Raw genomic sequence first — 15,625 nt, 5'->3', positions numbered from 1 at the left:
CCGCTCAGGCCCCCTTCGCGGATCGGGCGGCCCGCGTCCACGGCGTGAGCAGCCGCTGGAGGCCGAGCAGCAACAGGTCCGCCACCAGGGCGAGCAGGACGCACAGCACGGACGCGGTGAGCACCTGGGCCTTGAAGGAGCTGTTCACGGCCGGGGCGATGAGGTTGCCCAGGCCCCCCTTGCCCACGATGGAGCCGACGGTGGTCAGCGCCACCGTCGACACGGTGGCGATCCGCACCCCCGCCAGCAGGGCGGGCAGCGCCAGCGGCAGTTCCACCTGCCACAGCAGCCGGCCCGGCCCGTACCCCATGCCGCGCGCGGCCTCCCGTACCTCCTCGGGGACGGCTTCCAGACCGGCGATCACGTTGCGGACCAGGATGGTCAGCGAATACAGCACCAGGCCGGTCACCACCAGGGCCGCCGACAGCCCGAAGAACGGCAGCAGCAGGGAGAACATGGCGAGCGAGGGGATCGTGTAGAGCAGGGTGGTCAGGCCCAGCACCGGCGCCGCCCAGCGGCGGCCGCGGCGGGCGAGCAGGGCGAGCGGCAGGGACACGGCGAGGCCGATCAGCACGGACGCGCCGGTGATCCAGACGTGCTGGAGCGTGGCGTCGGTGAGCTCCTGCGACCGGGAGGTGACGTAGTCCCAGCAGATCCAGTCGTTCGCCACCATGCAGTTCTGCCCGGCCATGTCCCCACCCCCTGCCGCCGCACCGCGCGTTCCCCCGTACCGGGTGTCCGTCACGAGCGACCCTAACCCCCGCCGCCGACCATGGCCGGATTCCTTCGCACGGGGGCAACACTCCTTTTACAAAACGGCTGTGCCGGTAGGGAAGGATGGCGGTGTGATCCGATTCGAGCACGTGACCAAGCGGTACCCCGACGGGACCACGGCCGTCGAGGACCTGTCCTTCGAGGTGGCGGAGGGCGAGCTGGTCACCCTGGTGGGCCCGTCCGGCTGCGGCAAGACCACCACCATGAAGATGGTCAACCGGCTGATCGAGCCGACCTCCGGCCGGATCCTGCTCGGCGGCGAGGACGTCTCCACCGCCGACCCGGTCGAGCTGCGCCGCAGGATCGGGTACGTCATCCAGCAGGTCGGGCTGTTCCCCCACAAGACGGTGCTGGAGAACACCGCGACCGTGCCGCAGCTCATCGGCACCCCGAAGGCGAAGGCCCGCGCCCGGGCGGCCGAGCTCCTGGAGCTGGTGGGCCTCGACCCGGCGGTGTACGGCAACCGCTACCCGGAGCAGCTGTCCGGCGGGCAGCGCCAGCGCGTCGGGGTGGCCCGCGCGCTCGCCGCCGATCCGCCGGTGCTGCTGATGGACGAGCCGTTCGGGGCGGTGGACCCGGTGGTGCGCGAGCGCCTCCAGAACGAGTTCCTCGCGCTCCAGAAGACGGTGCGCAAGACGATCCTGCTGGTCACGCACGACCTGGAGGAGGCCGTCCGGCTCGGCGACCGCATCGCCGTCTACGGGGAGGGCACCATCGAGCAGTTCGCCCGCCCGGCCGCGGTGCTGGGCGCGCCGGCCACCCCGTACGTGGCCTCCTTCGTCGGCGCGGACCGCGGGCTCAAGCGGCTCGCGGTCACTCCCGTCGAGGCCACCGACCTGGCGCGGCCGGACGAGCGCGCCACGGCCGCCCCGGCCACTCCGGTCGCCTCGGTCCCCCTGGGCGCGACGCTGCGCGAGGCGCTGGCGGCGCTGCTGCAGGAGGACTCGGGCCGGATCGGGGTCACCGACCCCGAGTCGGGCGCGCTGGTCGGCGTCCTGACCCCGGAAGGCGTGCACCAGGCCCTGCGCCGGGCCCGGTTGCAGGACGTCTGAGGCGGACGCGGCCCGCGCGGGCCGCGTCGCCCGGAAGGCCCCGGGGACCGGCTCGGCAGGGCCCGGAACGACGTGTGACCGGCCTGGTCGGGCCGGTCACGGTCATTGCCGGCGGGCCGTCCCGCCGTCGGTCAGGCCTGGATGCGGCTGCTCAGCCACACCAGCATCGGCGGGATCTCGCGACGCCAGGTGTTGAAGTTGTGGCCACCGCTGTCGAGGATGATCGAGGAGACCCGGTCCGGTCCCTTGACCAGCTTGATGAACTTCTTGGTGTCCTCCAGGTTCGGCTCGCCGGTCTGGCTGCTCGTCACGAGGAAGGACGTACCGGCCGGCTTCTTGTGCTCCATGCTGTAGAGGACGTCCGCGCGCTTCTTCAGCTTGTCGTCGCCCTGGAAGAGGTTGCCCGTCGTCGCGTCGTTCGCCGCGTCGTAGTACGCGGACAGGCCCACGCCCGCGCCGAAGGTCTGCGGGTAGTGCGCGGCGATCTTCAGCGCGCAGTAGCCGCCCGTGGAGTTGCCGATGAAGCCCAGGTTCTGGGGCTTCTTGCCGACCCGGAAGGTGTCCTGGATGGCCTGCGGCAGGTCCTGGGCGAAGAAGGTCTCGGTCTGCGGGCCGCCCGGTATGTCCACGCACTCGGTGTCGCGCGGCGGCGCGATGGTCGGGCGCAGCATGACCAGGATCATCGGCTTCATCTTGCCCGCCTTGGCCTGCTTGAAGGCCGTCATCGGGTAGTTCAGCCCTTTGATCAGGTTCTCGGCGGTGCCGGGGTAGCCGGTCAGCACGATGGAGGCCGGGAAGTTCTTGTCCTTGTGCTGCGGCTGGAAGTACTCCGGCGGCAGCCACACGTACCCGGGGCTCGTTATTTTCGACTTCTGGCCGGTTATGGCAACCTTCAGGATCTGTCCGCCCACCTGGGGCTGGGCACCGCCCGGCACGTCGAGCTTCTGCTTGTCGACGACCTTGATGTCCTTGCTGGACATCGAGTGGTCGACGACCTTGCCGACCGATGTCTGCCGGCCGAACAGGTCGGCCCATGAGCCGTAGAAGGAGAACGACTTGTTCGCCGCCAGACCGACTGCGGAGAACAGCGCCAGCTGGGTCGCGAGCAGGAGGCCGATCCGGCCGAGCAGCGCACGCCAGGTGCGGCCCGAGAGCCGGGGCCAGAACCACACCGTGGCTGCGAACAGCAGCACACCGGCGACGATGGCCAGCGCCAGAACCGTATTACTGGTGAGACCCATGAGCAGTCAGTCGACTTTCTGATGGCAGGACTAGTTTTTCTCGACGGAAGAGTGAACCCGCTCGGCCTCGATGTCGTCCTAGTGGACGCACCACACCCCGGAGGCTGTCGCGGCCTTCGGCCACATGATCTCTCGCGGAGCAACGGGAAGCGATGTCTAGCAGGATAGATGGCGATAAGTCGGGACAGGTTCCGAAGCAGGTCCGCCGAATCCTCCGTGGTCCCCGACCGGAGTCGGTGCCCGGCCTGGTGGGTACGGCCGTAACGGTCGTCGGCCTCCTGGACATCGCCGCGGGAGTCTTCCCGCGCTTCCGGCACAGCCGGATCCACGCGGTGACCGAGGTGCTGCCCGGCTCGCTGGGCCCCTTCGCGGCCGCCCTCGCCCTCAGCGCGGGCGTACTGCTCCTGCTGCTGGCCCACGGCCTCAAGCGCCGCAAGCGGCGGGCCTGGCGGGCCGCCGTGGTCCTGCTGCCCGCAGGCGCTGTGGCGCAGTTCACGTACCGGCACTCCGTCATCGGGGTCGTCATCGCGGCGGTGCTCCTCGGCCTGCTGGTGCGCCACCAGAGTGAATTCAAGGCGCTGCCGGACCCGCGCAGCCGCTGGAAGGCACTCGCCAACTTCGTGCTCATGGGCGCCGGCTCCATCGGCCTCGGTCTGGTCATCGTCAACTCGCACCCCGGCCGTGTCGTCGGCCATCCGGGTATTTACGAGCAGATCAGCCACGTCGTGTACGGCCTGTTCGGCTTCGAGGGACCGGTCGACTACGCGGGCCGGGTCTCCTGGACGGTGGGCTACTCCCTGGGCGCCCTCGGCATGCTGACCGCGCTCACCACCATCTACCTCGCCTTCCGCCCCGAGCACCCGGCCGCCCGGCTCACCTCCGACGACGAGCTGAAGCTGCGCGAGCTGCTCGCCAAGCACGGCGGGCGCGACTCGCTCGGCCACTTCGCGCTGCGCCGCGACAAGGCCGTCGTCTTCTCCCCCAGCGGCAAGGCCGCCGTCACCTACCGCGTCGTCTCCGGCGTGATGCTCGCCTCCGGCGACCCGATCGGCGACGTCGAGGCCTGGCCCGGCGCCATCGAGCGCTTCATGGAGGAGGCCAAGGCGCACTCCTGGACCCCGGCCGTCATGGGATGCAGCGAGACCGGCGGCGAGGTCTGGACCCGCGAGACCGGTCTGGACGCCCTGGAGCTCGGTGACGAGGCGATTGTCGATGTCAAAGACTTCTCCCTCTCCGGCCGGCCCATGCGCAATGTCCGCCAGATGGTGAAGCGCATCGAGCGCAACGGCTACACCACCAAGGTCCGCCGCGTCAGCGAGCTGACGGAGGAGGAGCTGGAGCAGGTGCGCGGCGCCGCCGAGGCCTGGCGCGGCACCGACACCGAGCGCGGCTTCTCCATGGCGCTCGGCCGGGTCGGCGACCCGGGCGACGGGGACTGCTTCATCGCCACCGCCCACCGCGTGGAGGAGGGCGACACCAGCCCCTTCGGCGACCTCAAGGCGATCCAGCACTTCGTCCCCTGGGGCAAGGACGGCATGTCGCTGGAGCTGATGCGCCGTGACCGCGCCGCCGACCCCGGTATGAACGAACTGCTCATCGTCGCCTCCCTGGAGGCTTCCCCGTCGCTGGGCATCGAGCGGGTCTCGCTGAACTTCGCGATGTTCCGCTCGGCGCTGGCCCGCGGCGAGAAGATCGGCGCCGGGCCGGTGCTGCGGATGTGGCGCAGCCTGCTGGTGTTCCTGTCGCGCTGGTTCCAGATCGAGTCGCTGTACAAGTTCAACGCGAAGTTCCGCCCCCGCTGGGAGCCCCGCTTCGTCGTCTTCCGGCAGACCCGCGACCTGCCCCGCATCGGCTTCGCCGCGATGCAGGCCGAGGGCTTCGTGACCCTGGCGCTGCCGCGGCTGTTCGCCGCCCGCCGCCGGCCCAAGCCGGTGCGCACCTGCGCCCACACCCACCTGACCGCCACCGTCCCGGCGCAGGCGGAGCGCGAGGTCCAGGCCGCGTAAGCCCTGGCCGGGCGGGTCACGCCCCCGGCACCGAAGCCCGGCCCCCGGCACCCCCGGGAAGCCGGGCTCCGGCGTTCCCGAAGCCCGCCGACCAACGCCCACCCCAGCCGAACGTGCCCGGGCCCGCACCTCATACGGCCCGAGACCGCCACCGCGCCCGGGGCCCGGAGCCAGGACCGCGCGCGGGCGGCGCCCGGGCCCGAACCGCCCCGCAACGAGGCCGAGGCCAACACCACCCCGGGGACGGCCCGGGACCCGAACCACGCCCAGGGACGGGGACCTGGACCCGGACCCGCCGGGGGAAGGGCCTGGCCCTGGGACGCGCCCGATACGAGGCCGAAGCCGACACCGCCCGGGGACGGGCCCCGAGTCCCGAACCCCGCCTGCCACCGGACCGAGGCTGGGACCGTGCCCCGGGCCCGGAACCCGAACCGCGCCCAGTTACGGGGCCAAGGCCGGGACCGCCCGGTACGGGCCGCGGCTCGGACCGCGCCGGAGACGGGGCCGGGGCCGAACCGCGCCCGGACGGGGTGGGGCCCGGGGTCCGAACCGTGTCCACGAGGCCGCGCCCGGCGAGACGCGGGGGCCCGGACCGCGCCCGCCGCGGGGCCGGGGACGAACCGCGTCCGGGACCCCGGCTCAAGGCGGTGCCCGGAGACGGGGCCTGCGCCCCGGGCCGAGCCCGGGGGCGGGGGCGGAGCGGCCCGGAGGCTCGTCCCGCCCGGCCAGGGCAGTGGTGGCGGCCCTACCCTGGGACCATGAACACGATGCACGGGGCCGCCGGCCGGGGCCGGGTCGCAGGGCTGCCGGAATGGGACCGCTGCGGGGTCATGGGCGTCGTGAACGTCACCCCCGACTCCTTCTCCGACGGCGGCCGCTGGTTCGACACCACCGCCGCCGTCAAGCGCGGCCTCGACCTGGTCGCCCAGGGCGCCGACCTCGTCGACGTCGGCGGTGAGTCCACCCGCCCCGGCGCCACCCGCGTCGACGAGGAGGAGGAGCTGCGCCGGGTCGTCCCCGTGGTCCGCGGCCTCGCCTCCGAGGGCGTCACCGTCTCCGTCGACACCATGCGCGCCTCCGTCGCCGCCCGGGCCGTCGCCGCCGGGGCCGCACTGGTCAACGACGTCAGCGGCGGCCTCGCCGACCCCGGCATGATCCCCGCGGTCGCCGCGGCCGAGGTGCCCTTCGTGGTGATGCACTGGCGCGGTTTCAGCCAGGACATGAACAGCCTCGCCGTGTACGGGGACGTCCTCGCGGAGGTCACCGCCGAGCTCCGCGCCCGCATCGACGCGGTCGTCGCCGGCGGCATCGCCCCCGAGCGGCTCCTGGTCGATCCGGGGCTCGGCTTCGCGAAGAACGCCGAGCACGACCTCGCCCTGGTCGCCCACCTCCCCGAGCTGCGCGCCCTCGGCTTCCCGCTGCTGGTCGCCGCCTCGCGCAAACGATTCCTCGGCCGGGTCCTGGCCGGCGCCGCCGACGCCCCGCCCCCGCCCGCCCGGGAGCGCGACGCCGCCACCGCCGCCGTCTCCGCCATCGCCGCCCACCAGGGCGCCTGGGCCGTACGGGTCCACGAGGTACGGGCGACCGCCGACGCGGTTCGGGTGGCCCGCGCCGTGGAAGGGGCTCTGTGATCCGCCCCATCCGACCCTCGGGTGGGACCCGTACAGCCTGGAAAGGGGCACGGTGAGCCGTACCGACGTCGAAGCGGTCGAGGAGACCAACACGGCCTTCTACGAGGCCATGGAGCGGGGGGACTTCGACACGCTGTCGGCGCTCTGGCTCGACGACGAGATCTCCTGCGTGCACCCCGGCTGGCCGGTGCTCTCGGGCCGCGGCGAGGTCCTGCGCTCGTACGCGCTGATCATGTCGCACACCGACTACATCCAGTTCTTCCTCACCGACACCAAGGTCGCCGTCATAGGCGACACCGCACTGGTGACGTGCACCGAGAACATCCTCAGCGGCGGGCCCGCCGAGGACGGCGGGGAGCTCGGTCCGCTCGTCGGCCAGCTCGTCGTCGCCACGAATGTGTTCCGACGCACATCCGAGGGCTGGCGGCTCTGGTCCCACCACGGTTCTCCGGTCCTGACGGAGTCCGAGGAGGACGAAGAGGAGGGCTCCGCCTGACCCCTCCGGCGGGGTCGAGCGCGTTTCGCAGGTAAATTCGAAGACGGACGACGCCGACCGCACTCGGCGTAGGCCCATGGATCCGGGGAGTCCCGGACCGGAAGCACCTACGAAAGCAGGAGTGATTCGCGTGGATCGTGTCGCACTGCGCGGCCTGAAGGCTCGCGGGCACCACGGCGTCTTCCCCCGGGAGCGCGAGGAGGGCCAGACCTTCATCGTCGACCTCGTGCTGCACATCGACGCCCGCCCCGCCGCGGCGGACGACGACCTGGCGAAGACCGTGCACTACGGGGTCGTCGCCGAGGAGGTCGTCGACGTGGTCCAGGGAGAGCCCGTCGACCTGATCGAGACCCTCGCCGAGCGGATCGCCCAGCAGTGCCTCAAGCACGAAGCGGTGGCACAGGTGGAAGTCGTCGTCCACAAGCCGGACGCGCCCATCACCGTCCCCTTCGACGACGTGACCATCACGATCACCCGGAGCCGCGTGTGAACAACGCACTGAACGCCCAGAGCGACCCCACCGTCCAGCCGGTGCCCGCATCCGTCGTCGAGACGGTGGACGCGGCCGACGTGACCCTGTCCAACCCCAAATGGGCCGTAATCGCGCTCGGCGCGAACCTCGGCAACCGGCTGGAGACGCTCCAGGGCGCCATCGACGCCCTCGGCGACACCCCCGGCCTGCGGGTCAAGGGCGTCTCCCCCGTCTACGAGACCCAGCCGTGGGGCGTCGAGCCCGGCTCCCAGCCCGCGTACCTGAACGCGGTCATCACCCTGAAGACCACCCTGCCGCCCTCCTCCCTGCTGGAGCGCGGCCACGCCATCGAAGAGGCCTTCGACCGCGTCCGCGAGGAGCGCTGGGGTCCGCGCACCATCGACGTCGACATCGTGTCGTACGCCGACGTGGTCTCGGACGACCCGGTCCTGACCCTCCCGCACCCCCGCGCCCACGAGCGGGCCTTCGTCCTGGCCCCGTGGCACGACATCGACCCGGAGGCGCGGATCCCTGGCCGCGGCCCGGTGGCCGCCCTGCTGGCCGCGATCGGCCCGGCCGGCATCACGCCGCGCCCGGACCTGGAACTCCGCCTGCCCGAGTAGTCGTTAGTAGCCTGGGCACGGCTGCCGACAGGCAACAGGACGGAAGCGGGGAGCGGGCACGTGAAGCAACTGAGGCCGGCGGTTCTGGCGGGGATCTTCGCCGTCGCCGGGGTCCTGTCCTGGGCCGGCGCCCGGCTGTGGAGCGCGTACGGGACGCTGCCCGGCGTCCCGCTGGCCGCCCCCATCGTCCTGGGCGCCATCGCGGTCGTCCTGCTGGCCACGGCCCTCTCGCTCCGCTCCCGCCTCAAGGCCCAGCGCGAGCGCCGGCCGGACGCCAAGGGCGTGGAGCCGCTGATGGCGGCCCGCGCCGTCGTCTTCGGCCAGGCCAGTGCCCTGGTGGCGGCCCTCGTGGCGGGCATGTACGGCGGCGTGGGGGTCTTCCTGTGGGCCGGCGGCCTGGAGGTCCCCGCCCGCCGCGACCAGGCCTGGTACGCCGGTTTCTCGGTCCTGGCGGGCGCGGCCGTCATCGCCGCCGCCCTGTTCCTGGAACACGTCCTCAAACTCCCGGAGGACGACGACACCACCCCGCAGTCCTCGGCCCGCGCCTAGAGCGAGCATCCGCGGCGGCACGCAGTCCGTCGTAGGTCAGCTCGCGCTGCCAATGCCGTCGCTGATGGAGGACCTGTCCCTGGAGTTCGACGCCGAGGACTTGGCCAAGGGCCGGCGGCGATGGAGTCCTCGCCCGGACGCTCTTCCCGCGCGGTCTTCGGCAGCCCGCCTGCGGATCAGTAGGCGTCGTACTCGCCGAACCAGTCGACGATGTAGTGGACCTCCCGGCTGCTCTGGTTCCAGAGGTCGACGATCTCGTACGGGCCGGGCTTCGCCTGGACCAGGTTGGAGACGTCCTTGCCGGCCGTCCAGTTCAGGGCCGAGGAGGTGGGCCGGGGCGGCGGGACCGGGCGCCCGTTGCGGTACACGTCCACCGAGTACGGGTCGGGGGCGACTGAGAGGTGGCCCGCTCCGGTCGTGGCGGCGACGGTGAGATTCAGGACATAGGCCTCGATGGGGAGATCACCGCGGTTCATGGAGTCCATGTTCATGGGGAAGTACCCGCCGGCGAGGCAGGGCCAGCTGCCGGGGTGCATGCCCCGGGAGTCCATCAGCCGCCACGGTGCGCCCTCCCAGATGCCGGGCGTCGTGCTGGTGAAGGCCGCCTTGCTGCCGGCGCCGTAGTAGCCGACGACATCGACGATGACGTCCGTTCCGGCCCAGGCGCCGTTGCGGACGTTGATCTTCCCGTCAGTGCCGACGGGGACGATGACGGAGTTGGCGACCGTCTGACCGGGGGTGAAGTTCAGGCTGGAGGTGGACGGGGCCGCCTGACCACTCGGGAAGACGGTCAGGTGGCCTGCCTCCTTCGGGTTGGTGACGGTCACGTTGAGCGCCACGGCGGTCGCGCCTGCAGGGATGCCGCTCCTGCCGGTGATCTGGACCCCGAAGGTGCCCTGTCCGGCTACCTGACCGCGCGCCGCGCCGAGGCCTTCGCGCGTGTCGACGAAGCGGACCGGGTTCAGCGAGGTGTAGCCGTCGGCGGCCGTACGGTCGAAGTAGCCGGTCACGTCCGCGATCAGGTCCACCGCGTTCCAGCCGCCGTTGTACAGCTCGACGTACCCGTCCTTGCCGACCGGAACGATCACCTGGTTCGGGACGGTCTGGCCGGTGCCGTAGTTCAGGTTCGAGCTCTCGGGCCGCTTCCTGCCCGAGGGGTAGACACTGACGTGCCCGGCGGCGGTTGTGTTGGTGACCGTGACGTTGAGGACCACCGCGGCGACCCCGGCCGGCGCCTTCGCACTGCCCGCGATCTTCAACCTGATCGGCGTGTACGCACCGACCTTGGCCTTCGCCGCGCCGACGCCGGCTCGGGTGTCGAGCAGCCGGGTGGGGGCGTGCGGCACGAAGAAGGAGCCCGCTGTCGAGAACTGGAGCTGGTTGACGGCCTGGACGTGGTTCACGCTGTCCGTCGCGGTCACGGTGATGGTGTAGTCGCCGGGCCGGGGGTAGGTGTGCCTGACGTCGCGCAGGACCTCACCGCCGGTGACGGTGGCCGTGTGCGTCGTGCCGTCGCCCCAGGCGACGGTGACCTCGTGGGGGACCGGCGCGCCCTGGTAGAGGTTGACGCCGAAGGAAAGGCTGCGTGCGGTCCTGATGTCGGCCCACATGCCGAGTTCGAGGTTCGACGTGGTGGCGGAGGCCTGCGCCGATCCGTCCTTGGCCGCACCGGAGGGCAGGACCGTACGGACCGTCTTCTCGCCCGGGCTGCGGAAGGTTCCGCTCTCCGCGGCGGCCGACTCCTCGGGAGCGGCCTCCGGGGGCGGTGCAGACACCCCGGGCGTGGCCGGGCCGGCGGCCTGCGCCGCGCCCGGGAGGAAACCCACGCCGACCGCGAGAGCGGCAGCTGAGACAACGAGTCGGCGACTGCGCACCGGCCCCCCAATTCCGTTGCTGATTGAACAAGTTCGAAAGCCCGATCAGCGTACCGATCGGCACGGACATGTCATAAGCCTGACCGGGGGTGCACAGGCCACGGTTTGATCACGCGGCGTCCGGGCCACCGCCCGGGCGGGTCCCACCGCGGGTCTGGCTGCTGCTGAGGCGACACGTCCACCAGCCGGCCCGCACACAGCGGTCCCCTCTGTGAGGTCACAGAGGGGACCGAAGCGGGTCGCGCCGACGACCTGCCTATCGAGCGAGGATGAGGCTCATGGCCTCGCTGCGGGTCGCAGGGTCACGCAGCTGGCCGCGCACCGCGGAGGTGGTGGTCTTGGCACCCGGCTTGCGGATTCCGCGGACCGACATGCACATGTGCTCGGCCTCGATCACGACGATGGCTCCGCGAGCCTCCAAGATCGCCATGAGGGAGTCGGCTATCTGCGTCGTGAGACGTTCCTGCACCTGCGGCCGCCGCGCGAACACGTCCACGAGACGGGCCAGCTTCGACAGGCCGGTGATCTTGCCGCTCTCGGCCGGGACGTAGCCGACGTGGGCGACACCGTGGAAGGGCAGGAGGTGGTGTTCGCACAGGGACACGATCTCGATGTCCTTCACCAGGACCAGCTCATCGTGTCCCAGGTCGAACACCGTCGTCAGGACGTCCTCGGGCTTCTGCCACAGGCCCGCCAGGATCTCGCGGTAGGCACGCGCCACACGGGCCGGGGTCTCCAGGAGGCCCTCCCGGTCCGGGTCCTCGCCGACTGCGATCAGGAGTTCGCGGACCGCCGCCTCGGCGCGCTTCTCGTCGAACTCGCCGATCGTGCCCTCGTCGCCGGACAGGGTCACTGGGTCCGTCATCTTTTCCTCGTTCCTGTGTGCACTGGCGCATGCGGGCACATGAAAGTGCCGCGCCCCCACAGGCTAGAACCTGGGGGGCGCGGCATCCATTCCGGGACGGGTCCGGCACCGGCTACTCGGCGCGGTCCTCCGGGGAGGGCTCCTTCTCCACCGACACGACCGGCGCGCTCGCCGCCGACGTGCCGTTCGCCGCGTTCGTCAGCTGGAGCTCCTTGGGCGAGAGCACCGGCGGACGGGTCGACGGGGTGCGGTGGGCGGAACCGGTCCACGCCGGGCGGGCCGGGCGCTTCACGATCGTCGAGAAGATCTCGGCGATCTCCTCCTTGCCCAGCGTCTCCTTCTCCAGGAGGGCGAGGACCAGGTTGTCGAGCACGTCGCGGTTCTCGACCAGGATCTCCCAGGCCTCGTTGTGCGCGGTCTCGATGAGCTTCTTGACCTCTTCGTCGACCAGCGCCGCGACCTCTTCCGAGTAGTCGCGCGGGTGCGACATCTCACGGCCGAGGAACGGCTCGGTGTTGTCGCCGCCGAACTTGATCGCGCCCAGCCGCTCGGTCATGCCGTACTGGGTCACCATCGCGCGGGCCGTCGCCGTGGCCTTCTCGATGTCGTTCGCCGCACCGGTGGTCGGGTCGTGGAAGACCAGCTCCTCGGCCGCGCGCCCGCCCAGCATGTAGGCCAACTGGTCGAGCATCTCGTTGCGCGTGGTCGAGTACTTGTCCTCGTCGGGCAGGACCATGGTGTAGCCCAGGGCCCGGCCGCGGGACAGGATCGTGATCTTGTGGACCGGGTCGGAGTTCGGGGACGCCGCCGCGACCAGGGCGTGGCCGCCCTCGTGGTAGGCGGTGATCTTCTTCTCGCGGTCCGACATGATCCGGGTCCGCTTCTGCGGGCCCGCCACGACGCGGTCGATCGCCTCGTCCAGCATGTGGTTGTCGATCAGCTTCCGGTCCGAGCGGGCGGTCAGCAGGGCCGCCTCGTTCAGCACGTTGGACAGATCGGCACCGGTGAAGCCGGGGGTGCGGCGGGCGACGGCCGAGAGGTCGACGTCCGGAGCGACCGGCTTGCCCTTCTGGTGGACCTTGAGGATCTCCAGACGGCCCTGCATGTCCGGACGGTCGACGGCGATCTGCCGGTCGAAGCGGCCCGGGCGCAGCAGCGCCGGGTCGAGGATGTCCGGGCGGTTCGTGGCGGCGATCAGGATGACGCCGCCCTTCACGTCGAAGCCGTCCATCTCGACGAGCAGCTGGTTCAGGGTCTGCTCGCGCTCGTCGTGGCCGCCGCCGAGGCCCGCACCGCGGTGCCGGCCGACGGCGTCGATCTCGTCGACGAACACGATCGCCGGCGCGTTGGCCTTGGCCTGCTCGAACAGGTCGCGGACGCGCGAGGCGCCGACACCGACGAACATCTCGACGAAGTCGGAACCGGAGATCGAGTAGAAGGGGACGCCGGCCTCGCCGGCGACGGCGCGCGCCAGCAGGGTCTTGCCCGTGCCGGGAGGACCGTAGAGCAGGACGCCCTTGGGGATCTTGGCGCCGACGGCCTGGAACTTCGCCGGCTCCTGGAGGAACTCCTTGATCTCGTGGAGCTCCTCGACGGCCTCGTCCGAGCCCGCGACATCGGCGAACGTCGTCTTCGGGGTGTCCTTGGTGATGAGCTTGGCCTTGGACTTCCCGAAGTTCATCACCCGGGAGCCGCCGCCCTGCATCTGGTTCATCAGGAACAGGAAGACGACGACGATGAGGACGAAGGGCAGGAGCGAGAGCAGCACGCTCAGGAACGGGCTGGTCTTGTCCGGCGCGACCTTGTAGCCGTCCGGGATCTGGCCGGCTTCGTACTTGGTCTGGAGGTTCTGGGCGAGCTGGACGCCCTGGTCCCCGATGTAGTTGGCCTGGAACTTCGAGCCGGAGTTGTCGGTGAGCTTCTGGTCCTTCTTCAGCTCGACCTTGATCATCTGACTGTCGCCGGTGGTGAGCTCGGCGCTCTGCACCTGGCCACTGTTGATCGCCTTGATGACCTCGCTGGTGTCCACCGTCTTGTAGCCGCCGCTGGAGCCGACGACATTCATCAACACGACCACGGCGAGGACGGCCAGCACGATCCACATGACCGGCCCACGGAAGTATCGCTTCACGTCCATCCATACGGGGCGCCGGGCGCCCCGTCCCTCCTGCCCGTAGGTAAATGCTGCTGTGAGTAAAGACTGTTCTTCGGAATGTACCCCTGTATTGTCACCCGCGGCCTCGTGGGACGGCTGACAGAACTGCTTTCCCCTGCTCCAACGGCGGGGATCGCCCCAGGGTTCCCCGTCGAGGGCCCCGGCCGGGGCCCTCGTACACCAGGGGTGTCAGCCGCCGTAGACGTGGGGCGCGAGGGTGCCGACGAACGGCAGGTTGCGGTACTTCTCCGCGTAGTCGAGGCCGTAGCCCACGACGAACTCGTTCGGGATGTCGAAGCCGACCCACTTCACGTCGATCGCGACCTTGGCGGCCTCGGGCTTGCGCAGCAGCGTGACGACCTCCAGGGAGGCCGGCTGGCGGGAGCCCAGGTTCGACAGCAGCCAGGACAGGGTCAGGCCCGAGTCGATGATGTCCTCGACGATCAGGACGTGCTTGTCCTTGATGTCGGTGTCGAGGTCCTTGAGGATCCGGACCACGCCGGAGGACTGCGTACCGGCGCCGTACGAGGACACCGCCATCCAGTCCATGGTGAGCGGGGTGGACAAGGCGCGCGCCAGGTCCGCCATCACCATCACCGCGCCCTTGAGGACACCGACGATGAGCAGGTCCTTGCCCGCGTACTCCGCGTCGATCTTCGCGGCCAGCTCGGCCAGCTTCGCGTCGATCTCTTCCTTGGTGATGAGCACCGACTGGAGGTCGTTGCCCATGTCCTTCTCGTCCACCCGCATCACTTTCGTTGTCGGCCGGGGCTCCGGGGGGTGCCCCGGAGGACTCAGCCGTGTCTCAGCACCAATCAGCCCTGCCGGATGACAAGTCTGCCACCCTGCCGCCGGGCCTCGACCCGTCCGGGCAGGTTGATGGCGCCCTGACCCCGCCATCCGGTGATGAGCCGGTCGACTTCCTCGATGTGGCGGGCGAAGAGGGAGCCTGCGGGGGAACCGGCCGCGACCACGGCCCTGCGCAGCACGCGGCGGCGGACGGCCGGGGGCAGGGCGTACAGCTTGGCGCACTCCAGCCGGCCGTCCGCGTCCCGTACGCCGGCCTCGGCCTCGGCGGCCCAGGCGTCCAGGGCGTCGGCGTCGTCGCGGGAGAGCTGGGCGGTACGGGCCAGGGCCTCGACGACCCCCTTGCCGAGCGCCTTCTCAAGGGCGGGCAGTCCCTCGTGGCGCAGCCGGGAGCGGGTGTAGGCGGGGTCGATGTTGTGCGGGTCGTCCCAGACGGGCAGCGACTGGACCATGCAGGCCTTGCGGGCGGTCTGCCGGTCGATCTGCAGGAAGGGCCTGCGGTAGCGGTGGGAGCGGCCGGGGCCGCCCGACACTTCCGCCATGCCGGAGAGCGAGCGGATGCCGGAACCGCGCGCGAGACCCAGCAGGACGGTTTCGGCTTGATCGTCCCGGGTGTGGCCGAGCAGCACGGCCGCGGCGCCCAGCCGGTCGGCGGCCTCGTCCAGGGCGGCGTAACGGGCGTCCCGGGCGGCGGCCTCGGGTCCGCCGTCGCGGCCGACGCGCACGGCGACGGACTCCACCGGGTCCAGGCGGAGTGCGGTCATGCGGGTGACGACCTCGGCGGCGCGCAGGTCGGAGCCGGCCTGCAGGCCGTGGTCGACGGTGACCCCGCCGGCCCGGATGCCGAGCTTGGGGGCCTCGAAGGCGAGTGCGGAGGCGAGCGCCATGGAGTCGGCGCCGCCGGAGCAGGCGACGAGCACGAGCGGCGGCGCGCCGTCCGTGGTCTGCTCGGTGAGATCGGTGAGGACGTCGTGGAGTACGCGGCGGACCGCCAGGCGTATCGCCGCGACCGCAGGATGGGGACCCATGTCCGGTGCCCTTCGGTGGAGTCGGATGCCTCGAAGGCGTTGGGGTGTGGTG

The 15,625-nt window shown here is 71.2% G+C and carries 14 protein-coding genes; 7 read left to right on the top strand and 7 right to left on the bottom strand.

All coding sequences use genetic code 11. The annotated features are described in order from the left end of the window. Positions 1-4: 4 nt before the first annotated feature. On the bottom strand, positions 5-691 hold the full coding sequence (locus ABZ128_RS07405) for an ABC transporter permease (protein WP_356846618.1): 687 nt from the start codon (positions 689-691) through the stop codon (positions 5-7). 154 nt (positions 692-845) lie between these two features. Here ABZ128_RS07405 and ABZ128_RS07400 point away from each other — a divergent pair, with 154 nt between their 5' ends. Next, positions 846-1,826 (top strand): ATP-binding cassette domain-containing protein, encoded by a 981-nt coding sequence (locus tag ABZ128_RS07400; RefSeq protein ID WP_356846617.1) that lies wholly within the window; start codon positions 846-848, stop codon positions 1,824-1,826. A gap of 131 nt (positions 1,827-1,957) precedes the next feature. On the opposite strand, the gene ABZ128_RS07395 is transcribed toward ABZ128_RS07400, so the two are convergent. Next, entirely contained in the window at positions 1,958-3,067 is a 1,110-nt protein-coding gene (locus ABZ128_RS07395) for an alpha/beta hydrolase-fold protein (RefSeq protein ID WP_356846616.1), read from the bottom strand. A gap of 152 nt (positions 3,068-3,219) precedes the next feature. On the opposite strand from ABZ128_RS07395, the gene ABZ128_RS07390 reads away from it, so the two are divergent. From ABZ128_RS07390 to ABZ128_RS07365, 6 genes are all read left to right on the top strand, one after another. Next, the gene (locus ABZ128_RS07390; protein WP_356846614.1) at positions 3,220-5,073 is read left to right on the top strand and encodes a phosphatidylglycerol lysyltransferase domain-containing protein; all 1,854 of its coding nucleotides are present in this window, start codon (positions 3,220-3,222) and stop codon (positions 5,071-5,073) included. A 767-nt stretch (positions 5,074-5,840) separates the two neighbouring features. Then, positions 5,841-6,704 carry a dihydropteroate synthase gene (gene folP, locus ABZ128_RS07385; protein WP_356846703.1) on the top strand — a complete coding sequence of 288 codons (864 nt, stop codon included), beginning with the start codon at positions 5,841-5,843 and terminating at the stop codon, positions 6,702-6,704. A gap of 52 nt (positions 6,705-6,756) precedes the next feature. Next, positions 6,757-7,200: a nuclear transport factor 2 family protein gene (locus tag ABZ128_RS07380; RefSeq protein ID WP_356846613.1), complete on the top strand. Its 444-nt coding sequence runs from the start codon at positions 6,757-6,759 to the stop codon at positions 7,198-7,200. 130 nt (positions 7,201-7,330) lie between these two features. Continuing rightward, complete coding sequence (gene folB / locus ABZ128_RS07375) at positions 7,331-7,690, top strand: dihydroneopterin aldolase (RefSeq protein ID WP_356846612.1); 360 nt, start codon at positions 7,331-7,333, stop codon at positions 7,688-7,690. Next, positions 7,687-8,295, top strand: a complete 609-nt coding sequence (gene folK, locus ABZ128_RS07370) for a 2-amino-4-hydroxy-6-hydroxymethyldihydropteridine diphosphokinase (RefSeq protein ID WP_356846611.1) — start codon at positions 7,687-7,689, stop codon at positions 8,293-8,295. The genes folB and folK overlap by 4 nt, the downstream gene beginning before the upstream one ends. Before the next feature lie 60 nt (positions 8,296-8,355). Then, positions 8,356-8,844 carry a DUF3180 domain-containing protein gene (locus tag ABZ128_RS07365; protein WP_356846609.1) on the top strand — a complete coding sequence of 163 codons (489 nt, stop codon included), beginning with the start codon at positions 8,356-8,358 and terminating at the stop codon, positions 8,842-8,844. Between the two features lie 176 nt (positions 8,845-9,020). On the opposite strand, the gene ABZ128_RS07360 is transcribed toward ABZ128_RS07365, so the two are convergent. The 5 genes from ABZ128_RS07360 to tilS all read right to left on the bottom strand — a co-directional run bounded on the left by ABZ128_RS07360 (position 9,021) and on the right by tilS (position 15,573). Beyond that, entirely contained in the window at positions 9,021-10,619 is a 1,599-nt protein-coding gene (locus tag ABZ128_RS07360; RefSeq protein ID WP_356846608.1) for a PKD domain-containing protein, read from the bottom strand. 355 nt (positions 10,620-10,974) lie between these two features. Further along, a complete protein-coding gene (gene folE, locus ABZ128_RS07355; protein ID WP_356846606.1) occupies positions 10,975-11,583 on the bottom strand; it encodes a GTP cyclohydrolase I FolE in 609 nt (202 codons plus the stop codon). Between the two features lie 112 nt (positions 11,584-11,695). Beyond that, on the bottom strand, positions 11,696-13,720 hold the full coding sequence (gene ftsH, locus ABZ128_RS07350; RefSeq protein ID WP_356846604.1) for an ATP-dependent zinc metalloprotease FtsH: 2,025 nt from the start codon (positions 13,718-13,720) through the stop codon (positions 11,696-11,698). A gap of 207 nt (positions 13,721-13,927) precedes the next feature. Further along, positions 13,928-14,488, bottom strand: a complete 561-nt coding sequence (gene hpt / locus ABZ128_RS07345; protein ID WP_030010907.1) for a hypoxanthine phosphoribosyltransferase — start codon at positions 14,486-14,488, stop codon at positions 13,928-13,930. Positions 14,489-14,553: 65 nt separating this feature from the next. Continuing rightward, a complete protein-coding gene (tilS, locus tag ABZ128_RS07340; protein ID WP_356846602.1) occupies positions 14,554-15,573 on the bottom strand; it encodes a tRNA lysidine(34) synthetase TilS in 1,020 nt (339 codons plus the stop codon). Between the last annotated feature and the right edge of the window lie 52 nt (positions 15,574-15,625).

This window comes from Streptomyces sp. NPDC006326, assembly GCF_040612915.1.
In the GTDB taxonomy this organism is placed as follows: Bacteria; Actinomycetota; Actinomycetes; order Streptomycetales; family Streptomycetaceae; genus Streptomyces.
The sequence above is the reverse complement of the archived record's forward strand: the minus strand, read 5'-3'. Positions and strand labels throughout refer to the sequence as shown.

Coding starts and splice junctions, on each gene's coding strand:
- folE (WP_356846606.1), bottom strand. CDS start 11,583: ATGACGGACCCAGTGACCCTGTCCGGCGACGAGGGCACGATCGGCGAG.
- hpt (WP_030010907.1), bottom strand. CDS start 14,488: ATGCGGGTGGACGAGAAGGACATGGGCAACGACCTCCAGTCGGTGCTC.
- folP (WP_356846703.1), top strand. CDS start 5,841: ATGCACGGGGCCGCCGGCCGGGGCCGGGTCGCAGGGCTGCCGGAATGG.
- ABZ128_RS07390 (WP_356846614.1), top strand. CDS start 3,220: ATGTCTAGCAGGATAGATGGCGATAAGTCGGGACAGGTTCCGAAGCAG.
- ABZ128_RS07405 (WP_356846618.1), bottom strand. CDS start 691: ATGGCCGGGCAGAACTGCATGGTGGCGAACGACTGGATCTGCTGGGAC.
- tilS (WP_356846602.1), bottom strand. CDS start 15,573: ATGGGTCCCCATCCTGCGGTCGCGGCGATACGCCTGGCGGTCCGCCGC.
- ABZ128_RS07395 (WP_356846616.1), bottom strand. CDS start 3,067: ATGGGTCTCACCAGTAATACGGTTCTGGCGCTGGCCATCGTCGCCGGT.
- ftsH (WP_356846604.1), bottom strand. CDS start 13,720: ATGGACGTGAAGCGATACTTCCGTGGGCCGGTCATGTGGATCGTGCTG.